The organism is Enterococcus hermanniensis (assembly GCF_001885945.1).
GTDB lineage: Bacteria > Bacillota > Bacilli > Lactobacillales > Enterococcaceae > Enterococcus_A > Enterococcus_A hermanniensis.
On sequence record NZ_JXKQ01000002.1, the window covers coordinates 200,360 to 224,731 of the forward strand.

23 protein-coding genes, 1 tRNA gene and 1 pseudogene are annotated in these 24,372 nt (G+C 37.2%); 5 read left to right on the forward strand and 20 right to left on the reverse strand.

Going from position 1 to position 24,372, the window contains the following annotated elements; translation table 11 throughout:
• Positions 1-10 precede the first annotated feature (10 nt).
• From RV04_RS03230 to RV04_RS03250, 5 genes are read right to left on the reverse strand one after another with little or no spacing between them, the layout of a single operon-like run.
• Entirely contained in the window at positions 11-604 is a 594-nt protein-coding gene (locus tag RV04_RS03230; RefSeq protein WP_071857035.1) for a malonate decarboxylase holo-ACP synthase, read from the reverse strand.
• A gap of 3 nt (positions 605-607) precedes the next feature.
• Positions 608-2,290 (reverse strand): biotin-independent malonate decarboxylase subunit beta, encoded by a 1,683-nt coding sequence (mdcD, locus tag RV04_RS03235; protein ID WP_071857036.1) that lies wholly within the window; start codon positions 2,288-2,290, stop codon positions 608-610.
• Positions 2,280-2,579: a malonate decarboxylase subunit delta gene (locus RV04_RS03240; RefSeq protein ID WP_071857037.1), complete on the reverse strand. Its 300-nt coding sequence runs from the start codon at positions 2,577-2,579 to the stop codon at positions 2,280-2,282. Before RV04_RS03240 ends, mdcD begins: the two co-directional genes overlap by 11 nt.
• A gap of 15 nt (positions 2,580-2,594) precedes the next feature.
• Positions 2,595-4,241 (reverse strand): malonate decarboxylase subunit alpha, encoded by a 1,647-nt coding sequence (mdcA, locus tag RV04_RS03245; RefSeq protein WP_071857038.1) that lies wholly within the window; start codon positions 4,239-4,241, stop codon positions 2,595-2,597.
• 5 nt (positions 4,242-4,246) lie between these two features.
• Complete coding sequence (locus tag RV04_RS03250) at positions 4,247-5,158, reverse strand: ACP S-malonyltransferase (RefSeq protein WP_071857039.1); 912 nt, start codon at positions 5,156-5,158, stop codon at positions 4,247-4,249.
• Between the two features lie 118 nt (positions 5,159-5,276).
• Between RV04_RS03250 and RV04_RS03255 the strand changes: the two are divergent.
• Together RV04_RS03255 and RV04_RS03260 are read left to right on the forward strand one after the other, a co-directional pair.
• Positions 5,277-6,130, forward strand: a pseudogene (locus tag RV04_RS03255) (LysR family transcriptional regulator).
• 227 nt (positions 6,131-6,357) lie between these two features.
• Entirely contained in the window at positions 6,358-7,089 is a 732-nt protein-coding gene (locus RV04_RS03260; RefSeq protein ID WP_084405500.1) for an HAD family hydrolase, read from the forward strand.
• A 45-nt stretch (positions 7,090-7,134) separates the two neighbouring features.
• Here RV04_RS03260 and RV04_RS03265 read toward each other — a convergent pair whose 3' ends face one another.
• The 5 genes from RV04_RS03265 to RV04_RS03285 form a co-directional block, all read right to left on the reverse strand.
• A complete protein-coding gene (locus RV04_RS03265; RefSeq protein ID WP_245791032.1) occupies positions 7,135-7,914 on the reverse strand; it encodes a C39 family peptidase in 780 nt (259 codons plus the stop codon).
• Positions 7,915-8,007: 93 nt separating this feature from the next.
• Complete coding sequence (locus tag RV04_RS03270) at positions 8,008-8,697, reverse strand: beta/alpha barrel domain-containing protein (RefSeq protein ID WP_071857041.1); 690 nt, start codon at positions 8,695-8,697, stop codon at positions 8,008-8,010.
• Between the two features lie 42 nt (positions 8,698-8,739).
• Positions 8,740-9,351 (reverse strand): glycoside hydrolase family 73 protein, encoded by a 612-nt coding sequence (locus tag RV04_RS03275; RefSeq protein ID WP_071857042.1) that lies wholly within the window; start codon positions 9,349-9,351, stop codon positions 8,740-8,742.
• A 9-nt stretch (positions 9,352-9,360) separates the two neighbouring features.
• Positions 9,361-10,149 (reverse strand): M15 family metallopeptidase, encoded by a 789-nt coding sequence (locus tag RV04_RS03280; protein WP_071857043.1) that lies wholly within the window; start codon positions 10,147-10,149, stop codon positions 9,361-9,363.
• Positions 10,150-10,165: 16 nt separating this feature from the next.
• Entirely contained in the window at positions 10,166-10,699 is a 534-nt protein-coding gene (locus tag RV04_RS03285; protein WP_071857044.1) for a hypothetical protein, read from the reverse strand.
• 149 nt (positions 10,700-10,848) lie between these two features.
• Between RV04_RS03285 and RV04_RS03290 the strand changes: the two genes are divergently transcribed.
• Positions 10,849-11,826, forward strand: a complete 978-nt coding sequence (locus RV04_RS03290; protein WP_379952859.1) for a Gfo/Idh/MocA family protein — start codon at positions 10,849-10,851, stop codon at positions 11,824-11,826.
• 96 nt (positions 11,827-11,922) lie between these two features.
• Positions 11,923-12,516, forward strand: a complete 594-nt coding sequence (locus RV04_RS03295; RefSeq protein WP_071857046.1) for an FUSC family protein — start codon at positions 11,923-11,925, stop codon at positions 12,514-12,516.
• 108 nt (positions 12,517-12,624) lie between these two features.
• Here the strand turns inward: RV04_RS03295 and nagA are convergent, their stop codons facing one another.
• Together nagA and RV04_RS03305 are read right to left on the reverse strand one after the other, a co-directional pair.
• Entirely contained in the window at positions 12,625-13,770 is a 1,146-nt protein-coding gene (gene nagA, locus RV04_RS03300; RefSeq protein ID WP_071857047.1) for an N-acetylglucosamine-6-phosphate deacetylase, read from the reverse strand.
• A gap of 78 nt (positions 13,771-13,848) precedes the next feature.
• Positions 13,849-14,673, reverse strand: coding sequence for a helix-turn-helix domain-containing protein (locus RV04_RS03305; protein WP_071857048.1), 825 nt, complete (start codon positions 14,671-14,673; stop codon positions 13,849-13,851).
• A 314-nt stretch (positions 14,674-14,987) separates the two neighbouring features.
• Here RV04_RS03305 and RV04_RS03310 point away from each other — a divergent pair, with 314 nt between their 5' ends.
• Entirely contained in the window at positions 14,988-15,173 is a 186-nt protein-coding gene (locus tag RV04_RS03310) for a hypothetical protein (RefSeq protein WP_071857049.1), read from the forward strand.
• A gap of 67 nt (positions 15,174-15,240) precedes the next feature.
• Here RV04_RS03310 and RV04_RS03315 read toward each other — a convergent pair.
• The 8 genes from RV04_RS03315 to RV04_RS03350 all read right to left on the reverse strand — a co-directional run bounded on the left by RV04_RS03315 (position 15,241) and on the right by RV04_RS03350 (position 24,361).
• A tRNA-Leu gene (locus RV04_RS03315) sits at positions 15,241-15,324 on the reverse strand.
• Between the two features lie 14 nt (positions 15,325-15,338).
• Entirely contained in the window at positions 15,339-15,524 is a 186-nt protein-coding gene (locus RV04_RS03320; RefSeq protein ID WP_071857050.1) for a hypothetical protein, read from the reverse strand.
• An 82-nt stretch (positions 15,525-15,606) separates the two neighbouring features.
• The gene (locus tag RV04_RS03325) at positions 15,607-16,206 is read right to left on the reverse strand and encodes a hypothetical protein (RefSeq protein WP_071857051.1); all 600 of its coding nucleotides are present in this window, start codon (positions 16,204-16,206) and stop codon (positions 15,607-15,609) included.
• A 102-nt stretch (positions 16,207-16,308) separates the two neighbouring features.
• Positions 16,309-18,138, reverse strand: a complete 1,830-nt coding sequence (locus RV04_RS03330) for a glycoside hydrolase family 13 protein (protein ID WP_071857052.1) — start codon at positions 18,136-18,138, stop codon at positions 16,309-16,311.
• Positions 18,119-20,557: a glycogen/starch/alpha-glucan phosphorylase gene (locus RV04_RS03335; protein ID WP_084405502.1), complete on the reverse strand. Its 2,439-nt coding sequence runs from the start codon at positions 20,555-20,557 to the stop codon at positions 18,119-18,121. Before RV04_RS03335 ends, RV04_RS03330 begins: the two co-directional genes overlap by 20 nt.
• A gap of 93 nt (positions 20,558-20,650) precedes the next feature.
• Positions 20,651-22,078: a glycogen synthase GlgA gene (glgA, locus tag RV04_RS03340; protein ID WP_071857054.1), complete on the reverse strand. Its 1,428-nt coding sequence runs from the start codon at positions 22,076-22,078 to the stop codon at positions 20,651-20,653.
• A gap of 2 nt (positions 22,079-22,080) precedes the next feature.
• The gene (gene glgD, locus RV04_RS03345) at positions 22,081-23,229 is read right to left on the reverse strand and encodes a glucose-1-phosphate adenylyltransferase subunit GlgD (protein WP_071857055.1); all 1,149 of its coding nucleotides are present in this window, start codon (positions 23,227-23,229) and stop codon (positions 22,081-22,083) included.
• Positions 23,216-24,361: a glucose-1-phosphate adenylyltransferase gene (locus RV04_RS03350; RefSeq protein ID WP_071857056.1), complete on the reverse strand. Its 1,146-nt coding sequence runs from the start codon at positions 24,359-24,361 to the stop codon at positions 23,216-23,218. The genes glgD and RV04_RS03350 overlap by 14 nt, the downstream gene beginning before the upstream one ends.
• Between the last annotated feature and the right edge of the window lie 11 nt (positions 24,362-24,372).

Here is a 24,372-nt window from a genome sequence, read left to right on the forward strand (position 1 = left end):
TTCCTAATATTTACCAAATCTCAGTAGTGAGTTTTGGTCCTTTATTTGTTTTAAGTAAAATTTTCTTTGATGGCTGGCTTAAATACTCTTTTAAGGCAAACCCACCCTTTTGACTGATAATTTGAGTATCTAACTTTTCAAAAAAAGCCATATTCTCTTCAATTTCTTTCATTGGTAGCTCCGCGGCAGAATCAGCGTACAACAGTAGATCAAGATCACTACTTGATTTGATCGTTGCTCGTTGCGTAGCTAACTCAAATCCTAGACTGCCGCCGACACCCCAATGATAATTTTTCAATAATAATTGTGCCTCACGGTATTGATGATAGACCGGATAAGCCGCAACCTCAGCTTGACGAAAGCTATTTTTAGTTACTAGCTCCCATGGATGGATAACTTCTTCAACTTTATTTAAAGTAGCTTCGAAACCAAATCGCTGTTGTCGTTCTTTCCCTCTTAAACCAACTAAAATTGAGCCAGCATCATGAGGGATCCCTCGACGGACAGTCGCATACAATCGATCTGTTTCTGCAAACCAGCCAGGAAGTTCAATATTTTTCAATACCTTTTTATCTAACAAGACAATATCGTGAGCACAAATCATTGATTAATCATTCCATTCTTTATTCATGCGATCAAAAACTTTATTCGTTTCCACACGACCACCATTTACAGCAATCGAATTGGTGTAACGATTTGTTAACATCGTGTCGTTCGTATTACGAACATCTGTAATCGCTGCATTGATAGCTGCAACTACTTCAGAAACGTGTTCAGCAGATGTACTTTGATCGGTGATTGTTTCTAAGAAAGTAAACAGTGCACCTAATTTATTATAGTTTTGAACATCATAAGCAATACTTGGAACTTTTTCTGCGGCAGCTTCAATGTCTGCAATCGAACGTTTTGTAATCCGGCTAGCACTTTCTTTAGACATTGCTTGGATCATGATATCGTTACTATTCAAAGCAACTAATCGACTTGATTGTAACCCATGAGCTAAGAAAGCTCCTGAAATAGCATTTCCAGCAATAAAACCAATAACAGGATGACCAGCTTGACGAAGTTTTGCATAAGCAGCCGCACTATTCGCTAAAGCGATGTGGATACCAATCAATTCTTCATTATATCCGTATGCTTGACTTGGTACATCAATCACAGCGATAACTGGACGTTTTACTGCTTTGTTCTTATCTTCTTGATAAATAGCTTCTAGTAAATGACCCATTTCGAAGCCTTCGACTAAACCTACTTCACCATTACGTACTCGATACATTGGATTGTTACCATTAGGTACGATAGCAGTTACAACAGCATTTTCAACAAATACTTCTGAAGGAGCTGAGTAGACAGTCGCACTGGTAGAAATTGGATGCGTTAAACCAGTTAATGCTGCAAACCATTGATAACCAACACTAGTAGATGCATCTTCCTTGCCTTCTGTTACTTCAATTTCTTTTACTGCTTCCACTTTGTGAGCAGCTAAAGCTTTATTATATTCTTCAATTGTCATTGGTTTTGATAAATCAAGTTTTGCCAATAATGATAAATAGAAGTCAGCACTTTCGCTACGATGGCTATCTTTTTTCTCTACAATCGCTGCGATCACAGCTTGACGGATTGTTTCAACACTATCCGTAACTAATTCATCAACGACGTTTGCTTCGAAACGTTGACGCGCACCAATCGTATTCCAGATCAAGTCTTTATCGCTAGAATCAAATTCACGAACTCCAGCTTCAACTTCGATTACTTCTGGACCGTTCAAGCCAATCCGTGCTTTTTTAGTTGCGATCAAATGACTCATAAGCGCTGAAGTAATTGACATCCCACCAAAAGAACCCACACGTCCTGGAACCAATCCGATCACTGGAACATATTTTTTCAATGCTACGATCAAATTACCGATTTCAGAAATTGACAAAAGACCGTAGTTGGCTTCTTGTAAACGAACGCCACCAGTATCTAATACGATCACTGGATAGATCTCGTTTCCGGCTTCATTTTCTTTCAATGCTAATGTTAAAGCTGAAATAATTTTAGCACCGGATACTTCACCGATACCGCCACCTTGGAATTTACCTTCCATTGCAATCACGATCACATTTTTTCCGTCGATTGCTCCACGGCTGACAACGATACCGTCATCACTTTGTGGAACGATGTTTTGAGCAACTAGATTGGGAGCGATCATTTGATCAAACGGATCAATCAATTCATGCCCTGTTTTAGCATCTAATAATGCATGAACACGTTCGCGTGCATTTAATTCTACAAAACTATTTTTCATCTGAAAGTTCCTCCATTGCTTGTGTTAATCGAAGATAGACAACTCCAGGAGTAGCACCAAAATCGTTGATTACGATATCAGCTGTAATTGGATAACGATCAAAGAATCTAGTCAATACATTTTGCCAAACATCACCAAAACCATCACTACCGGTACATACACGGACTGAAGTTTCAGATTTTTCTGTTGGGAAAAGTAAAATTTCCAAATCACCTGAACCTACCACACCAACATGAATTTTTTTGTCAATTGGTTTTGTTGTTTTATAACTGTATGATAATTGTTCCATCTGTTCTTCTCTCCTTTAAGACCAAGTTCTGAATTTCATTGGGGGTTCGTATAAACCATCTGACCATTCAATCAAATCATCCACTGTTTGAGCTGCTAGTAATGAACGTTTAGCATCGCTACGTTTAATTCCAAGATCTTCTGGTAATTTAACGATTCCAGCTTTACGTAATTCATCTAATGATTCTTTTGTACTTGTCATTCCTATTGGTGTTACCCCACCGATGGCAGCAATTGCTGCTTGTTTTTGTTCTTTTGAAGTTGCTTTGTAAAGATAAGCAATCCCTTCTTCAGTGACGATATGCGTTGTATCTTCGCTATAAATCATAACGGGTGCATTTGCTAGTCCTGCTTGTTTTTGAACTTCAAGTGCATCAAGATTTTCTACGAATACAGGTTTTTTATTTGAACCATATGTTTCAACCATTTGTACAACTAATTTTTGGCCTTTTCCTAATGGATCACTTTCATCACGTAATGATTGCCAAGCAGGAGTTGAGTGACGACGTCCGCCAGGATTATGACCCATGTTTGGTGCACCACCAAAACCAGATAAACGTCCTTTGGTTACGGTTGAAGAATTTCCTTCATAGTCTAATTGTAAAGTTGAACCAATAAACATATCGACTGCATATTGACCAGCAACTTGTGATAATGTCCGGTTGCTACGCATTGAACCATCTTTACCAACAAAGAAAACATCTGGACGAGCGGCAATATATTTTTCCATACCGACTTCGCCACCAAAACTGTGGATACTTTCAACCCAACCAGATTCGATTGCTGGAATCATTGTTGGATGTGGATTTAACACCCAGTTTTTAGCAACTTTCCCTTTGATTCCTAGTGTTTCACCATAAGTTGGTAATAATAATTCAATTGCTGCTGTATTGAAACCAATCCCATGATTCAATGATTGTACTTCATGTTCAGCATAGATTCCTTTTAATGCCATCATAGCCATTAAAATTTGTAATTCTGTGATATTTTGTGGATCACGCGTGAATAATGCTTCTAATTGATACGGTTGATCTGCTAATACAACAACATCGATCCAATCGCTTGGAATATCTACACGAGGTAATTCATCAACGATTTCATTGACTTGAACAATCACGATACCATCTTTAAACGCAGCAGCTTCAACGATTGTTGGTGTTTCTTCCGTATTGAAACCGGTATAAAGATTTCCTTGGCGGTCAGCTTTATCAGCCGCAACTAAGACAACGTTTGGAACTAAATCAATGAATAAGCGACCATATAATTCTAAATATGTGTGGATATCGCCTAATTTCATTGTGCCGTCTTCAATCATTTGAGCAACACGAGTACTTTGAGCACCGGCATAAGAAAAATCAATTTTTGCAGCGATCCCTTTTTCAAAAATAGTTAAGTGTTCAGGACGAGAGATACTTGACATGATCATGTGTAATTGATTTACTTTGTCTGAATTTACTTGTTCTAAACTTGTAGAAAGAAAGCTGGCTTGTTTTTGATTATCTCCTTCAAGTACAACTTTATCGCCGGGTTGGATCAATGTTTCCAAGACTTCGATAATGGCTTCTGTCGGAACATATTTTCCATCAAGCAAATGTTCAATTTTTTTCATTTTTTGAGCTTTTTTTTCGCGTTTGCTCGCCCAATTTCTTGCTGGTTTTTCCATTCTTGTCATCTCCATTTTTGATATAAGAATAAAGTGTCATCAATGCCATGTTGATCGATATTGATCGTTCGGATCGATTTGTTTTCCCCGAACTTGACATGGATCAATTTTGTGAGGGTATTACCGGGAGGAAATTCTAGAGCCAGATCCATTCCTACTTCTTGAGCTACATCCATCATCTTATTCCATTGCACTGGATGTGCGATATTATGCAAAAGATCTTTACGAATTTCAGCTGGATCCGTTGTAATTCGGCCATCGATGTTTTTTAGATACGGACATATCGTTGCATCAAGAGTGACTGAATCCATAATCGGAGCGAATTGTTCCACTGTCGCATCCATCAAGGTACAATGAGAAGGAACTGGAACAGCTAATAATTTCGCAGTTTGTGCGTGATATGTTTTAGCAAGTGCCAATGTTTGTTTTAATCCATGAATATGACCAGAAATTGTATGTTGCATTGGACAATTTTCATTTGATAAATACACTGGAAAAGCTGGATCAAAACTTTCAGCGACGACTGTTTCGGCTTCGCTTCTAGTTAATCCAACAATCACACCCATTGCATAATCTTTTGGGTAAGCCTTTTTCATTAAATCAGCGCGGTGATAAACGAGTTTCGCAGCATCTTCAAAGCTTAAACATCCACTCGCTACTGCCGCACAAAAGGCCCCAATGGAATGACCAGCAACTACATCAGGCTTAATACCTGATGCTTTCAGTTGATCAGTATAATAGGCAGCTTTAAGAAGTAATGCTAATTGGATATAAACAGTATCTTGTTCGATATTCGTTGCATCTTTTAAACGATATCCTGTGACTTTTTCTAAGGTATCAAAATAACTCATAGGGACATCTTGCAACATCTCACTCGTTTGACTGCCTTGTCCGGGATATAAGAATCCAGTACTCATGATAAGCCTCCTTAAGCAATTTCTCTTACGTGTGTTATATTAGCCAAAGTTTGCTATAATAAAAAATGCCAATTTCAGAACGATCCATAACAAAAAGGTATGGATTAAGGAGGGTCTTATGAATCTTGACCATTTACGCTATTTTAAAAAGTAGCAGAGTCTAAAAACATTACTCAGTCCGCGCAAGAACTATACATTTCACAGCCTGCGCTTAGTCGTGCGATGAAGCATTTAGAGCAAGAATTAGGTGTGCCTTTGTTTTACCATACCGGCCGTCACATCGAATTAACAATGTATGCTGAAAGTTTTTATCCTTATGTACTTCAAACACTCGCTCAATTTGATCGAGGACTAGCTGCGATTCAAGCTCTTAATGAAGAAATTCTGCCAGCGATTACTATTTATTCTGAAGTCGCTTCAGTCTCGATTCCTAATTTAGTGAAATCTTTCAGTGAAAAACATCCTGAAATCCAGCTTTCCATCCAACAACATGGTGCAACTGAAAAAGCACAGGAAAAAGTGTTTTATATTACTTCTGAACCTAAAGTTGGTTTAACGAATTTACCTATCTTTACTGAAGAAATTCTCTTGGCTATTCCTAAAAATCAACCATTAGCTACAAAAGAAGTGATTGAAATTTCAGATATTCAAACACATTCTTTTTTGATGCTTGCCACAAATTCACCTTTACGTCGGACACTTGATGCAGCTTTTGAAACACAAAAAATTGCCTTGAAAATCGGAGCAACGACCGATGATCCCGCTACATTACGTTCAATGATCAACCAAGGATTAGGAATGACCTTTTTTCCAAAAATAACTTGGGGTTATGAAAAAAAAGCCCCCTTCGTTCTACGAAAAATAGAAAAGCTTTCACTTTCACGGACGATTTATTTGGCTTCTAGTTTCACTGAAGAAAATCCGATGGCAAAAATGATTGCTAAAACATTGAAGGAATTTTTTATCCCTTAACTAAATAAAAAAGCACTCGCTAGTAAAAATGACTAACGGGTGCTTTTTTGATTGTTAAATTAAAATTCAAAAAGAATTCTTTTTTTCAGTCACATGAACTGAAAACTGATAGCTTGCGATTTCTCTTTTTTAGTAGCAAAAACCTTTTCTAATCAACGATTTCTGCTTTTTTTGTTCTTTTTTTTATACTAGAATACCTAATGTAATTAGTTGAAAATTTGCTGAAAATGAAAGGCGTGTCTAATTTGATTGAAACTGTCGTATTTGATATCGATGATACTATCTACGATCAACAAGAACCATTTCGCAAAGCGATCCAAAAACTATTTCCTCTAGTGAGTGAAGCTGATATGCTTCCGTTATATACTCGTTTCCGTGTCCATAGTGACAATAATTTTAACAAAGTTATTACACAAGAATGGACATTAGAATACATGCGTGCACATCGCATCAATCAATCATTGCAAGATTTAAATTATCCATCAATCACTGATGAAGAATCCTTGCATTTCCAAAGTGTTTATGAAGACGAACTAAATTCGATTTCGATGCATCAAGAAGTTGAAAAAACTTTGGACTTTTTAAAAGAAAAACAAGTACCAATTAGTATTATCACCAATGGTCCTACTGATCATCAATACAAAAAAATCTTACAGTTAGGTTTACTTAACTGGGTCGATGAGGACAACATCATTATTTCTCAAGCAACCGGTTATGAAAAACCCGATGTTGAGATTTTTGAATTAGGCAAAAAACAATTTGCTTTAAATCCTGAAAAGGCCTTATATGTAGGCGATAATTTCAAAAATGATGTTCTTGGTTCCACTCGAGCTGGTTGGCATGCCCTTTGGTTAAACCATCGCAATCGACAATTACCTGAAGGAACTTCTCAAATCCATGATATTGAATTGACCTCATTTGAACAACTATTACCTACTTTCCAACATATCTTTGCCTAAAATGATTTTATAAAAAAAGACGTGCGGCGATTTTGCCGCACGTCTTTAGTCATTTGTTTCAATATATAGTGACTCATTCCCCATCGCTTGAAAAATTTCTTCAAATTCTGAGCGATCAACGATTCGATTCTTATAGCCATAAGGATCATTGACATAGACATGTTGACTGTCTACACCGGTCACTACTACAGCATGACACAAAGGGGATACGGTAACTTCACCACTAGTTGTTTGCCAAGTTTGAAAATCATTTGCTGTAGGTACTTGAAAATCGACCGTCGTAACAACCCAAACAGGAGTACCTGCTTGAACAATAGCCGCCAATTCAGAAAAGTCGGTCGACGAACTAGATACGACTGAGTGGTTTCCTTCTACATAGTCCTCCGCAACTGCAGCAATTGGTTCAACAGCCACACCCATTGCATCATACCCACCATAAATATTTCCGACAAACCCGTCATGCGGATTGCCATGGATGTCTTGGCTCTCATCTTCATACAGCGGAACATAATTTAACTGCTCTGCTAATTTATTTTTATTCGTTTCATAGCCATAGTAATTCAGTAACATAGAAAGTGCCGTAATCTCACAACCATTTTCTAAAGGAGGATTTCCCTCATTTTGGTTTTCTAAAGGAACATCGATAATCGTTGCTCCAGCTTCTTTTTCTTCCTTCTGTTCTGCCAATAATTCAACGCTTGTACCTTCTGTTTCTTTTGTTACTTCAACGGTCTTTCGATCATTGAAAAAAAATAAAAGAAAACAAATTCCTGTTGGTACAATTAGAAAAATCAACCAATTCATTAAATGTTTGATCTTACTCACCTCACTATTCAACACTGTAAGTATTGCAAGTGAAGCTTAACTATAACTTAATATAGTAAAAAACGAGAATCAGCATCCGATTCTCGTTTTTCTTTATTCTTCTTGGTCTTCCTTGTACTCCATTTCCCGGTATTTCTCCATTTTACGACTAAATAAAACACCATTAGAAGGTGGCGTATATGTTATTGCATTCGCTCCTGCTGCAATTGTAGCTTCAATTGTTTCATCATCTGGTCCACCTGTAGCAATGATTGGTAATTCTGGATATCGCTCACGAAAATATTTTACTGTTTCCACAGTATCTTTTCCAGCACTGATGTTGATAATATCGACTCCCGCCGATAATTTTTCTTCGATTTTAGAATATTTTGATGTCACTGTTGCAACCACGGGGATATCTACCACATCATAAATCGCTTGAATCGTTTCTACAGGTGTTGGCCCATTCACAACGACACCAATACTTCCTTGAGCTTCCGCGAACATTCCCATATAAGCAGAGCGAGGACCTTGAGTTAAGCCGCCTGCAACTCCAGAAAAGACAGGAATATCTGCTGCTTCAATAATTCCTTTAGTAATCGCTGGATGTGGTGTAAATGGATAGACTGCAATTACGGCATCTGCATCGGTATTACGGATAATAGCAATATCCGTCGTAAAAATAATCGAACGAATTTTTTTCCCAAAGATGACGATTCCAGATGCCTTTTTGATTGGTTTTGGAACACGTACAATATCTTTTCTTAATTCTGTCATGATTTCAGGTATTTTTGAATCTGTCATACAACCAGCCCCTAACAAATTTTTGTTAAGTCAATTTTACTACTAATGGTCGTACTGCTCCAAATTATACGTTTTGATAACCTCGATAATTTTACTTGCATAGTCAGGATCAGTAGCATAACCTGCTGTCTGTAAAGCTTGTGCTGCTGCTTGGTAATTTGCAGCTGTTAGAACATCCGCATATAATTGTGGATTCCAATTCGTTCCATTCACAAAAAGCATCGTATGATCATCTAATGATTCGTCCCAAGAACTATAGACTCTAAAGTCCCCTTGAATCGTGATCCATTGTTCATTGACGTATTCTTTTGTTTCTAGACTGACCTTATTCTGATTTTCAGATGCTTTAATACCAAAAAGATTGTTATATTGGCTTGCTAGTTGCGACTGTCCCCAATTTGATTCCAAGATGGCTTGCCCCAAAATAATACTAGGCAAGATGCCATAGCCTTGTTGCAGCTCTTTTGCATGTGGAGCTAACTTATCAATAAATTCTTGATGTGTTAGCTTTTCTGTTTGGTCATCACTTCTAGTGGTTGAATTAGATAATAAATGTAAAGAAAAAACGAAAGCGATCCCAAGTAATAAAAGACCTCCAAAAATTAGAGGCAAAGAAACTTGAGACTTTCGTTTTTTAAAGATTTTTTTTGGCATAGCAACTCCTTATTTATCTGATAGCTGTTGCAAAAATTCTTCTAGTGTCAAATTATTTTTAGTGATATATTCCGCATTTTCTTTACCGACATAACGAATATGCCAGGGTTCATAAGTAATGCCTGTAATATCTTGACGATCTTTAGGGTAGCGAATAATAAATCCATATTTCGGAGCATTTTCTGCAATCCATTTCGCTCCTGGCTGATCCCCATAGGAAGCATCTAACACTTGTGTAGTATATGAGTTGTACCAATCCTGATCAACGATGTCCATTGCTAAACCGGTATGATGTTCGCTATAGCCAGGCTCAGTGATCGTTTCTTTTGTTTTAGTCGTCGCATCTGCCTCGGTCATTCCACTGCCACTGATTAAACTATTAACGTTATTATCAAATACTTTTTTTTGCGCTTCGACTGAACGGAAAGCTGAAACAATCACTAATGGATAGCCCGCTTTTGTCGCAGCTTCTGATAGTGCTTCATAGTCACTAACGATTCGGCTATCTACTTGATGACTATTGTCAGATAATGTAGCCAATTGGCTTTCTGCGACTTCATTTTCGATTTTATTTTTGGGTCCCACTAAAACAAGGTTCCAATCAGTTGTTTTAGCATCGGGTAATGCTTTTTGTGCAGCCGTTTTCTTGCTCGTACTTGCAGCTGTTTTCTTTTCAAATGAGTATGTTGTCGCAGTTGTTTTCTTTACCTCAGACTTTGATTGTGAGCCGTGAAAGAGTGAATAACCCGTCAAACCAAACATAACGATCACTGAAATCAGCCCTACTGTTTTTTTCAATTAAAAAATCCTTTCGTCAATCGTCTAAAGACGTATATGTTTCTGTCAAATTCTCATTGACCCAATCTAACAATGCCGTTTGAGTATGAGAACTTGCAATTTGATTTTGGACATGGGCGGGCAAACGGAAGGTTAGAATATCGCTATACCCCCACGCGTCATAATCGATCGTAACCCGAAGGTTGATAAAATCGCTATTTTCTTCTTCATTTTTATTTTTAAATGGAATCATTTCTACTTGTGCCAACCCACTAGCGATCCAACGTTGAGCAACGATTGTCTTCATTTCCCGGTATTCAGCCACTGCGATTCGACGCTTTTCAGGGAAAAGTAATGTTTGACGAATAACTTTTTGGCTCAACATCCACTCATAATCACTAAATAAATTTTTTACTTTTTGATTGGCTTCTGGCGATAGATTGTTTTGTCCATCTTTCCATTGTTGCCATTGGTTTTGACTGATTCCTAAATAAGCTTGATAAAAATCTTGTTCTGAATGAAATTGTTCAAAAATTGCACTGAGTACTAAATCTAAATAAATTTGATTCACGAAGAATCCCTCCTCTATTATTTTAGCTAATATTCTGAAAAAATACAGTACTATATCAAATCGATTGAAATAATTTAATAATTACTGCATACTTAATGAAAGCGCCTCGTATTCTATTAAGTATATCAGTAAAAACGAAATTTTGGCGTATGACTAGGAGGAGCACCATGTCTAAATTACAATGGGGCATTATCGGATTAGGTGAAATTGCCCATCAATTTGCGGCAAATTTTGAGCAAGAAACCAGTAGCCTAAGTGCCTGTGCTTCACGCTCATTAGAAAAAGCTCAAACTTTTGCCCAACAATATAACATCCCTAAAGCTTATGGTAGTTATGAGGAATTATTAGCAGATGATAACATCTCAATTATTTATATTGCGGTTCCTAATCGACAGCATAGTACCCATATCATGCAAGCTTTAGCAGCAGGCAAACATGTTCTTTGCGAAAAGGCCATTACGATGAATTTAGCTGAATTACAGTCAGCGATGAAATTAGCTGAACAAAAACAATTGATTCTTGCTGAAGCAATGACCATCTTCAATATGCCATTATACCATGAATTACATTCATTGATAGCATCTGATCGCTTAGGAAAATTAAAAATGATCCAAGCACCTTTCGGCAGTTATAAAGATCCAGATCCGAGCAATCGGTTTTTCAATCCTGAACTTGCCGGGGGTGCGTTGCTTGATATCGGAACCTACGCCGTTTCTTTTGCTCGCTGGTTTTTAACAGAGCAGCCAACAGTCGTAGCCTCTACCATGGTTCCTTTTTCAACAGGGGTCGATGAGCAATCGATTTCCATTTTACGTAATTCAAAAGATGAATTAGCGACAATCAGCTTGAGTTTCCAAGCAAAAATGCCTAAAAAGGGAATCGTCGCTTTTGAAAATGGCTATCTAACGATTGATAATTATCCTCGTGCAGACCAAGCAGAACTATTTTTTAATGATGGGACAAAAGAAACAATCCAATCTGGTTTTACCGGAAATGCGATGAATTACGAAATTGAAAATATAGTCGCTATAATCAATGGCGAAAAAACAAATCAATCTCTTTTCTTTACTAAAGATGTCATTGATATTTTGGATCAAATGCAGCAAAAATGGCAATCACAAGTATAAAATTAAACAAAAGGAATCGTTTAGGCGATGCCTTTTGTTTTTTTGTCAATTTTCGGCTAAACTATTTAATATAAGGACAATAAAAGGAGGATTACTATGCAAATTGGTCGTTTCCGTTTAGGAATGCGTACAATCAAAACGGCACTTGCTGTCATGCTCTGCATTTTATTATTCCATATTACAGATCGTGGTTCTCCCTTGATTGCTGCTTTGGCTACTGTTTTTTCATTAAGACAAGATCTGACAACCAGTATTTCTTTTGGTCGTTCTAGAGTATTAGGCAATTCATTAGGTGGACTATTAGCCATGATATACTACTATATCCAAGCCTTTTTTAACAATGAATTCTTTGTCGAACTATTGATTCTGCCATTATTTGTTATTTTAGTTATTGTTTTATCTGACGGACTAAATAATAATTCTGGAATCATTTCAGCAATTGCCACGATGCTGTTGATTGCTTTAAGCATCCCACAAGGAGAATCTGCTCTTTTCGCTTTAAATCGTGTGTTAGACACTTTTATCGGAACGATTATTGCGATCTCGCTGAATGGTGTTATCACGCCACAAACAGATGAAAAAGAAAAAGAGCTCAAAGAAGACCTAGTTGAACTGAAAAAAAAGGAAGCAGAGTTAAACAAAAATTTGTACACTGTACGTAAACAAATCAAGGATCAAGCTCATAAGTGAGCTTGATCCTTGATTTTTGTTTGCTACTCGATAGCATTGACCGACTATAGCTGATTATAGGCAAAAAAGAACTCGACCTAAAAAGGTCGAGTTCGAAAGATCGTTCAATTAAACATGATAACGTTCTACACCATCAAGATAAGTTGCGACTAGATCCATTGTAGGGTCTAAAACGATAAAATCAGCTGCGCGACCAGTTGTGATCGAACCGCATGTGTCTTCGATTTTACAGCTAACTGCAGGTACGTAAGATGCCATCATAATTGCTTGTTCTGGTGTCGCTAATCCCCAGTCAACCACATTTTTGATTGCTTCTTTTAATTTTAAGATGCTTCCTGCTAAATTACCCGATTCCAAACGTGCTGTACCGTCTTTTACAACGACTGGGAATTCGCCTAAATTATAGTTACCATCAGGCATTCCACCGGCCATCATACAGTCAGTGATCAAAGCTACGTGATCATGTCCCGCTTTTTCCATCAAAATTTCTGCCGCTTGTGGATGTACATGGTGACCATCGCAAATCAATTCAGAAAAGACGTGTTGTAATGACAATAATGCACCAACCATTCCTGGTTCGCGGTGATTTAAGCCACGCATACCGTTATACGCATGAACAAAGACGCTTGCTCCAGCTTCTACTGCTTCTTGAGCTTCTTCTAACGTTGCGTTTGAATGTCCCAATGAAACAACAACGCCTTCATCGGTCACTGCTTTAACAAATTCTTTTACACCTTTACGTTCAGGTGCTAATGCGATTTTTTTGATTAAACCACCTGAAGCTTCTTGCCATTCATGGAATGTAGCTAAATTAGGATCGCCGAAATAACTAGGATTTTGCGCTCCTTTATGTTCTTCAGTAAAGAATGGTCCTTCAAAATAGATACCTTGAATTTTTGCTCCATCAACTTCTTGATAAACCTTTCCGATCGTTTCGGCTACGTCCTTCAAGCGCTCTTTTGATGACGTCAAAGTCGTTGGTAAAAAGCTAGTTACGCCACATGATAATAATCCTTCTGACATTGCTTTGATACCTTCAGCATCGTTATCCATTACATCATGGTTTTTATAGCCGTGAATATGAGTGTCAACTAAACCAGGAGCAATCCATTTACCCGATTGATCGATGATTTCTGCACTTTCAGGTTTTTCTTTCGTGTATGTTCCAAAAATGCCGTCTGTGACATCTAGATAGCCGGCTCCTTTAACTCCAGAGTTTAAAAAGAACTTATCAGCATAAATAAATGTTTTCATTTTGAGCTCTCCCTTTATTCTTAATGCTTTAAAGTTACTCCTGATTTAAAAATAAGTCAAGAATGGTGTAGACCATTTCTATAAATCTTTAATTTTTTCTAGTGCTCTTAACATTTTTCTATAACTGATCACAGAATGCAGTTCTTCACGCGCTTCCAACATTCTGATTTTCAACTCAATCAATTCTCTTAATTTGTAATAGCTACACTGTTGTCGATTCCATTTGATTCCCATATCGATCACTTTCTCAGCCAAGTCTAAACGCTCTTGATTGACCAAAAAAGTTCCGTAATTAACAAATAGATTGCTTAATTCACTACGTTCGGAATAATCTGCCATCATTGAACGGAAAATCTCATAACTTTGACTATAATAATTTTGTGCATCCGTAAAGCGTCCCAAAACAAAGGACATTTTTCCAGCAAAACTAAGCAGCAAGATGCGACTATCAAAGTAACCATGATATTTCTTAGACACACAAATACCCAAGCCGTCGACAATTTGCTCTAAGGCCGTTTCAGGGTCTTCATCAATAAAATAAGAACAAACCCCTTTAAAAAAATACATTTGTTGTCGGTCTTTGTCTAAATGCGTCATTTGTCGTTCTTCTAAATACTCAAGCGTCGCTCGAATTTCAAGATACTTGGTCATTCTTAAATACATAAACATTTTATTGAAATATTTTCGTAAAAACATTTCTTCCGGCAAAAAATCTACCATCAATTGATCGATCGTAATTCCTAAACGATGACAAAGCTGTTGAATCACAAAAATATTGGGAATTTCTTCATTATTCTCGATCCGACTCAACACACTTTGAGAACAAATTCCTTGTGAAAGATCTTTTTGTGTCATGCCGTGTTCTTTTCTGAACTCTTTCAAGACTTGACCGATCGCTTCCATGATTACATCCTCCAAAATATGCATATTCACATTTTAATATCTTAATTTTATCCGATGATTGTTTGACAAGCAACTCTTGCAATCGAAATAACGAAAACGATTGAATAAATTTGAGCGTTCTTAAATCATCTTAAATTTAATTGGAAACTAACAATCTTTCACCCGTATAATTAGAATTAAATATTTATCAATTATTTAATTTCGTGGGCTATTTCTTTTAAAAAAACTTTCTTCCATTTATAATTAATTTATTGAAGAATATCATTTTGATCGTTTCTTAAAAATTATCCGACATTAACCTATGGAGGAATCCTATGTATCAATATTATAGTATCAGAATTGTTCTAGGATCTTTATTGATCATATATGGCATCGGACTGATTGTCTGGACATTTTTTCAATGGAAAAAGACGCACGACAATTATTATTTAGAATTATTTTGTGGTTTAGGATTACTCTTTACTGGTGTTATTGCGATCATTTTAAAAGTCCTACCTTAGTCTTGATCTAACTGTAACGCAAGGATGTATAAAAAAGGACAACCTTTTAAAAGGTTGTCCTTTTTTATACGGCGAATGGGACTCGAACCCACACGAGAGCTCTCCCACATGACCCTCAATCATGCTTGTCTACCAATTCCAACACCGCCGCTTTATATAAACTATTTAGACAATCGTTGTATCGTAAACATAGACGATATCGCCATTTAAGCCTGCGATGCCACGAAAGAATTTTTTATCTTCTTGTTTGCTCCAAATTTCTCGAAATGAAAAAAATTCTTCTCTCGTCACTTCAATTTTTTCAATTTTATGATCTCGCAACTGGCTGATTTTTTCTTCAAATGGATTCATGACTGTTTAACTCCTCTTATCATTAAAACAATAGTCAAGGATGCCCAATCGACTCAGGCATCCTTAAACGATTGATTACTAACTATTCTTGAAAATACTTACTATTTTCTATTTTTGAATTATCTTCTTCCATAATTCCACGCAATGAACGATCTAAACGTTGCCGAGAATGTTTTCTCTCGATCGCAGGTTTTTCTTCTTTCTTTTCTGAAGCAAATAAAATATACGAATTCCGTTGTTTCTCCATTCGTTGCATCAACTCACGTGGTGAGATAGCATTCGGGTCTTGATCCGGAATCAAAGAAGAAGGAACAAAAGTAGGTGCGAATGGTGTGGCACTTCGCCCAGGATTTGCACTGAAAGTCGTTTTGGTTCCTTCTTTCGGCTTGTGTTCTTCAAATAATTTTACTTTTTTCGCTTCAGTCCGCTCGCTATGATACATCGGTAGATTCGCTTTATGCTGATGTAGCCCTCTTTGTGGTTCATCATCTAGCACGACTCGTCGACTGCGTTTAGGTTTTGGAAGTTCACGGCCAAAAACATCTTTCGCTTCTAATCGATGAGTGGTAATCAAGTCATCATTTCCATCAAATAAAACTCGTTGACTCGAAGTAGTTAATTTTACTCCTTGATTATCATCAAAAGCCGGAAAACGACATTTTTCTCTAGTGTATGTTTGCATCCAATCATCCTTATTGTTCTCTGATATCACTTAGTTTAGCACAAAAACCGAGAAAATGCTTTCGATTTCCGATGGACGATTTCAAAACTTAATCAGAAAAAATTACGCATTATATACAAATAAACTACCTTTAGGCGCAAGGATTTCATCTTCAAAAATGTTATCAAGAATGGCATAGTCTCCTTGAAAGGCACGCGGGCTTGAAAGTTCACTGACTTTTATTTGCTGTTCTTCATCGGACTGATTGATTGCATAAATAGCATATGCATCTTCTGTATAACGAATCACACCAAAGATTTTTTGTGTCTCCGAATAAAATGGGAAAAAATCCCCGTAGCTTAATACGTCATACTCTTTACGCCGGCGAATCCACTTCTGACAATTTTCAAAAATACCTGGATCGATGGTCTTCCATGGGAAAATTTTCCGATTTTCAGGATCTTTACCACCAGTCAATCCTGCCTCATCTCCATAATAAACACAAGGGATTCCTGGCATCATAAACATCAAACCCCAAGCTTGGTCCAATGCTTCCATTGAATTGCCTACCATCGATAAAATCCGCTCGGTGTCATGGGTCCCAATATTATTTAACTGATTATAATAAAAGTCTGACGGATAATTTTCTTGGTAGCGAATCATTTCTTCACAGATTTCTTTTAACGAGCGTTCGTCATTCATTAGATCCAAGATTTGTTGGCGCAATGGATAGTTCATGACCCCTTGCAAATGATCGCCAAAGACGTATTTTCTACGTGTATCATAGGCTACTTTATTCGATGCATCTTCCCAAACCTCACCAATTAATATTTTATCCGGATAAGCTGAAAGGTTTTTTCGGATTCCGGCAATAAACTCATCCGTCAATTCATCTGCAACATCTAAACGCCAACCATCAACACCTAAAGATGTCCATTTAGTCAACACACTATCTAAATCACCATAAATAAATTCTTGGTATTTGGGGTTTTCTTTACGAACTTCTGGTAAATCAGCGACACCCCACCAAGCTTTGTAATCATCTGGATAATGATTGAAGGTAAACCAATCATAGTACTCGCTCGTTTGATCGCGAGCAGCTCCCGTACTTTCTCCGTAAAGTCCCGAAATATTGAAATAACGGCTGTCTTTTCCTACATGCGAGAAGACGCCATCTAGAACTACCGCGATTTTTTCAGCATGCAACGCTTCTATTAATTCTCTAAAGTCATCTTCACTACCTAAAATACCATCGATTTTAAAATAATCATTGGTATCATAGCGATGATTGGAAGTAGCCTCAAAAATAGGATTCAAATAGATTGCTGTGATCCCTAATTCTTTGAAATAAGGGATTTTATTTTTGATTCCTTTCAAATTACCGCCATAAAAATCCCAACGTACGATTTCATCTGCTTTATTCCGAATATAGAAGGGATCGTCCTCCTCGGTCGCATAAATAAATGAATTTTTTTTCGGTTCATTGATTTGTTTTGCTGGATTACCATTCGCAAAACGATCGGGAAAAATTTGATAAAAAACTGCCTCGCGATACCATTTAGGTGCCACTTCTGATTTTTGGTAACACGTTAATTGATAAGGGACTACATCATGTTCTGAACCATATACTTTTCCTTCTCCACCTTGGCCATCAAAACCATAAAATTGAATCGTTTCACAACCTGCTGATTGGTGAACGATTTTAAAATAATAAAAGTACAGTCCCCAGCCTTGATCCATCGGTGTTTCAAAATAGAAACGATCTTCGGTGGCAACTTTCATCGGAAATACTTTTTGACCGACACTACTACCTTCTTTATGAACAACTAAATACGCTTTAGTTGTTTCTTGCTCAGGTACCGACAGCCAAATTTTGACTGTCGTTTGCTCCTGAACTGCTCCGAATGGCTGCTTATATCGCTCGAGCCAGGGATTAAAGTAAATATGCTTCATGTTTCGTCACTCCTCGATCATCCTTATGTGCGAAAACTGGTTCAATTTGCCAAATATCTTCAGCATAGCGCTGTACCGTATGGTCTGAAGAAAAACGACCCGCATTTGCTATATTCCGCAAACTAATTTGGAGCCAACGGCGTTGATATTTATAGGCTTTATCAATACTCATTTGAGCAATGCAATAGGCTTCAAAGTCACGTAGAACAAAATATTCATCATTATACTTAATCAAAGAATCAAAGATCTCTTGTCCTTCTGAATGGATATTAGGAATCGTTCCATCGATCAATGTATCTATAACTCGTCGCACAACGTTATCTTGTTCATAGATAGCAGCTGCGTGATACGTTTTATTTTCATAGTATTGATAAACTTCTTCCTCTGTTAAACCAAAAATAGCGATATTGTCGTCACCGACAGCATCTCGAATCTCAACATTTGCACCATCTAAAGTGGCAATCGTTACTGCTCCGTTTAGCATCAATTTCATATTCGAAGTTCCAGAAGCTTCTTTTGAGGCTAAAGAAATTTGTTCACTGACATCTGCTGCTGGAATGATTCGTTCAGCCAAACTGACATTATAGTTTTCTAAAAAGACGATTTTCAATTTATTATGGATGGAGTCGTCATTATTGATCAAACTAGCAGTTTCATTGATTACCTTGATGATTGATTTGGCGTAATGGTAACTGGGGGCTGCTTTGGCTCCAAAAATAAAGACGCGAGGTTCAATTGGTAAATCAGGATTTTCTTTTAACTCTAAATAGAGCTTGATGATGTGCAATAGATTCAATAATTGTCGTTTGTACGCATGGAGTCGCTTGATTTGAACATCAAATATTGCATGTGGATTTACTTCTACACCACAATTTTCTTGAATATAAGCAGCTAGACGTTTTTTATTGGTCAACTTAGCAGCGGCTAAGTTGTTTAATACTTGATCGTCATTTTCATAATTCAATAACAATCTTAAATCACCTGGTGTTTTACGCCAAGTTTTTCCGATCGTTTCATCTAGAACTTTACTCATTGATGGATTGGCTAATTGTGTCCAGCGACGCATCGCAATTCCATTTGTTTTATTATTAAATCTCGCTGGATACAACTCATAAAAATCATGCAAAACGACTGATTTCAATAAGTCAGAATGTAATTTTGCTACACCATTAGTTGAATGAGAGCCGATAATTGCTAAATGAGCCATATGAACTTGGTCATTTTGAATAATACGTGTCCGTTGGATCAAATCAAAACTTTGAACGCCGGTCATTTCAGCAACAAAACGCCGATCGATCTCCTCAATGATTTGATAGATGCGCGGGCAAACACTTTTCATCATTGGAATCGACCACTTTTCTAGTGCTTCTGCCATGATCGTATGATTCGTATAACTCATTACTTTTTGTGTTAAATTCCATGCGCGCTCCCAAGAAACATTTTCTTCATCGATTAATAGACGCATGAATTCAGCTACACACATCGCCGGATGGGTATCATTAATATGGATTGCCACATACTGACTAATTTTATCGATCGGCTGTTTCAACTCTTTATAGTAGCGAAGAATACTTTGAACACCTGCCGAAACAAAGAAATATTCTTGCGATAGACGTAACCGTCTTCCAGCTTCATTAGAATCATCTGGGTATAAGACGGAGGTCAAATCTTCCACTGTCCGCCGAGCTTCGACACTTCGATAATTGCCTTCTTCCTCGGCTGGGATCTCCACTGACCAAAGTCGCATAGTATTGACGATATTATTTTGATAGCCCACCATTCCAGTATCGTAAGGAACAGCTCTTACGACCATTCCATCTTGATAATGTGGTGTTAAATTTCCCATCTCATCCGATGATAAATAAACATTTCCACCTAAACGGACATTGACGGCTTTACTTTCTTTTCTAACTTCCCATAAATTACCTTTTTGCAGCCATTCATCTGGCAACTCAACTTGATAATTATCAACAAAACGCTGTTTGAATAACCCATATTCATAACGAATGCCATTTCCATTTCCAGGTAATCCAGTAGATGCAATCGAATCCATAAAACATGAGGCTAAACGACCCAAACCGCCATTTCCTAACGCCATATCAGGCTCTATTTCAGCTAAATCATCTAGTTGGATTCCTAATTCCAAAAGACCTGCTTCAACAGTCTCTAGCCAGCCCATATTTAATAAATTACTTTTTAACATTTTTCCTGGTAAAAATTCAATAGAAAAATAATAACTCTGTTTTTGTTCGGCGTCCCGATAATCTTGCCATGTTTGTCGCCAATCTTGTGAGTATGCTGAAGTCATTAATGAACCCAACGTTTGGTATAGCTCGCTTGGCGAAGCATCTGAAACTTCCATCGCAAATTTTTCAGCCAATCGACGACTGAAACATTGTTTAAATTCTTTTTTGTTCATTTTTTTCATCTCCAACCTACGTTTTTAGTTCTATCTATTTTAAAAAAAGTCAGAACCCACGGCTGAAAGCCCTAGATTCTGACAATTAGAACCTTACAATTGTTGATACAGCGCTAAATATTGTTGACTAGATTCATTCCAACTAAAGTCTTTAGCCATTGCTTGTTGCATTAGTTTTTGCCAGATAGCCGGCTGATTTTGATGCAACTCAATCGCTTGCTTTAATACATTCATCAAATAAAACGGCTGGAAATTATCAAAGCCAAATCCCGTTCCTTGATTGGTGATGGGATTATATGGTTCAACCGTGTCTTTTAATCCACCGATCTCATGAACGATCGGTAACGTTCCATAACGCATTGAAATCATTTGTGATAGTCCACAAGGCTCAAATGCTGACGGCATCAAGAACATATCGACTCCCGCATAAACTTTTTGAGCTAAGCACACATCAAACGCAATCTGGATACTCGTTTTTTCTGGATACTGCTCACCAAAATAACGGAATTGATTTTCAAAGTTGGGATCACCGGTTCCAATCACTACTAACTGCACATCGAATTGCATCAAGTTTTCCATTTCTTCTAATAATAAATGAAATCCTTTTTGATACGTCAAGCGGCTGACAATTCCGATTAGTGGAACCTCTGGTCTTACAGGCAGCCCTAATTGCTTTTGAAGCTGAACTTTGTTTTCAATTTTTTTTGCCAAATGTGTGACATCATAATTTTCAAAAAGAGCTGGATCGGTCGCAGGATCAAACATTTCGTAATCGATTCCGTTTACGATTCCACTTAATTTGCCACTCTCCATTCGAAGAATCACATCTAGTCCAGCACCAAATTCCGGAGTTTTAATTTCTTCCGCATAAGAAGGACTAACAGTCGTTACACGATCAGCATAAAGAATTCCAGCCTTCATGAAGTTGACACAATCATTAAGGCGAATCGTCCCATCTTCATAACGCTCATTACCCACACCGAATAAATCACCTAATATTCCCTGATCATATTGACCTTGAAATTCAATATTATGAATCGTCAATACTGTGTGAATTGAATCAAAGGCTTTTATCCAACGATATTTTTCTTTTAATAAAAACGGAATAAAGGAAGTGTGGTAATCATTCAGATGCATTACATCGGGAATGAAATCAATTTTTTCCATTAGCTCAATCACTGCTAATTGGAAGAAAGCAAAGCGTTCCCCATCATCATAATACCCATATAAATCCGGACGATCAAAATAATACATGTTGTCTAAGAAGTAGTAATCAATCCCTTTTAAAGATAAATACTTCACGCCACAATATTGTTTTCGCCAACCCACGCTGACCTCATAGGAAAACAAATCTTGGATTTGTTCCTTGTATTGGTCAGCGATTTTTGTAAAATATGGCAAAACAACTTTGATATCAGTTCCTTTTTCCTTCAACGCTTTTGGCAAAGCGCCCGCAACATCGCCTAACCCACCCGTTTTAAAGAAAGGAGCGCATTCTGCTGCAACAAATAATGTCTTCACTTTTACTCGCCTCCGTAAACGTCACTCAATACATGGGTATTTTTCTTGACCACTAAAGGATGCTCGGCAGAACCAATGATTTTAACACCTGGCTCAACGACGACATTTTTATCTAGAATCGCATATTTAACGATCGCATCTTCTTGAATTTTACAGTTAGCCATAACGATTGAACTTTCAATCTCTGCACCATTTTCAATCACAACACTCCGAGAAAATAATGAGTTATGTGCTTTTCCATCAACTAAGCAACCCGTCGCAAATTGACTATTTTTAACATCCGAAGTAGCTGAATAATAAGTAGCCACTTCATTTTTTAACTTCGTATAAACTTTATGTTTAGAATACAATAGTGAAGCAAATTTTTTCGGATCAAGCATGGCCATATTTGCATCGTAATAAGATTTGATATCAAAAATATTACTTAAAAAACCAGTGTATTCGTATGCTTGTGTTTTAACTTGTCCCATCATTTGATTGAAAAAGTCCAATAATGCCACAGGGGCTCCAGCGTTTTGACCTTCTTGTAAGGCTGTCATCAAACGATCGGTTCGACAAATAAAGATCTTCATTGAAAGATTCAACAATTCATTGTCTGAGCGATCGTCTAATGAATTATGATTGCCAGTCACATTACCCCGTTCATCAACTTCTAAAATCTCATCTTGATGATAGATTTGATTTCTTGGCATTTTTTTATAGACCACCGTCAACTCGTTATCACTTTGCTCATGAATTTTTAATACTGCCGCCAAATCGATATTGCATAACATCCGATTGCCCATAAAGACAGTATATTCGGATTTCGATTTATTAAGATAATCAATTACTGATTCAAAGTAAGGACGGCCTTCTGCTTTTCTTTGCAAGAAATCTTGATAAAAGTGAATGAAGTAGCGACTATCAACACTATCTAAATGCCACTCACGGCCGCCGCCAATGTGGTCAAAAACAGATTTTGTTTTTCCTTGGTTGAAAAGCATATAGACAGATTTTACATTAGCATTGATCGTATTTGACAAATTGAAATCGATCAATCGATACTTACAATCAAAAGGCAACGTTGCCCATGGTCTTTTTTCAGTCAATGGTAATAATTCAGGACATTCATATACATTTCCTAAGATCGCACAAAGTTTATTCGCTCTCACTTCTCAACACTCCAATCACTTCTGAATAACCCACTACAGCGATTTCATCAGTTCCTTCAACTACGGCTCCGTCACCAATAATTGCATTTTCGCCAATAATCGCTTTCTTGATTTGAACATTTTTTCCAATAGTTGCGCCTGGCATGATAACACTATCAACCACCTTCGCACCTTCTTTGATTTGAACATCGCTAGATAAAATACTATGTTCAACTTCTCCAGCCACATAAACACCATCGACAACTAACGAATCTTTTACTTGTGCTGTTTCGGTAAAGAAATGCGGCGGTGAAACAGTATTTTTAGCAGACACGCGCCAAGCTTTGTCACGAATATTCAAACTGTGGTTAGGATCAATAAATTCCATATTGGCTTCCCAAAGTGAATCAATCGTACCGACATCTTTCCAATAGCCTTCGAAGCGATAAGCAAAAACATTTTCACCGCTCTCGATATATGCGGGGATAACATGTTGCCCAAAGTCCAACATTTGATCATCTTTTTTGTAACTATTTAAAAGCATGCTCCGTAGACGACCCCAGTTAAAAATGTAGATTCCCATTGAAGCTAAATTACTTTTTGGCTGTTCAGGTTTTTCATCAAATTCAATGATACGATCGTGCTCATCGGTATTCATAATTCCAAAACGTGAAGCTTCTTCGATTGGAACTTCGATTACAGCGACTGTTAACGAAGCATCGTTTTTGAGATGGTCTTCCAACATCGCTTCATAATCCATTTTATAAATATGGTCACCTGATAAAACCAAGACATATTCAGGATCCATTTGATCAATATAATCCATATTTTGATAAATGGCGTGAGCAGTTCCTTCGAACCATTTACTTCCATCATTACTTGAATAAGGTTGTAAAATCGTTACCCCGGAATTTAATCCGTCAAAACCCCAACTAGAGCCATTGCCAATATGATTATTCAGTGCCAATGGCTGATATTGCGTAACAACTCCTACATTATTGATCCCTGAATTGATACAATTGCTTAAAGTAAAATCAATAATCCGATAACGACCGCCAAAAGGAACAGCAGGTTTTGCAATTTTTTGTGTCAGTTTGCCCAGTCGAGAACCTTTCCCGCCGGCTAAAATCATTGCTAATATTTCTGTTTTCATTTTAATTGATG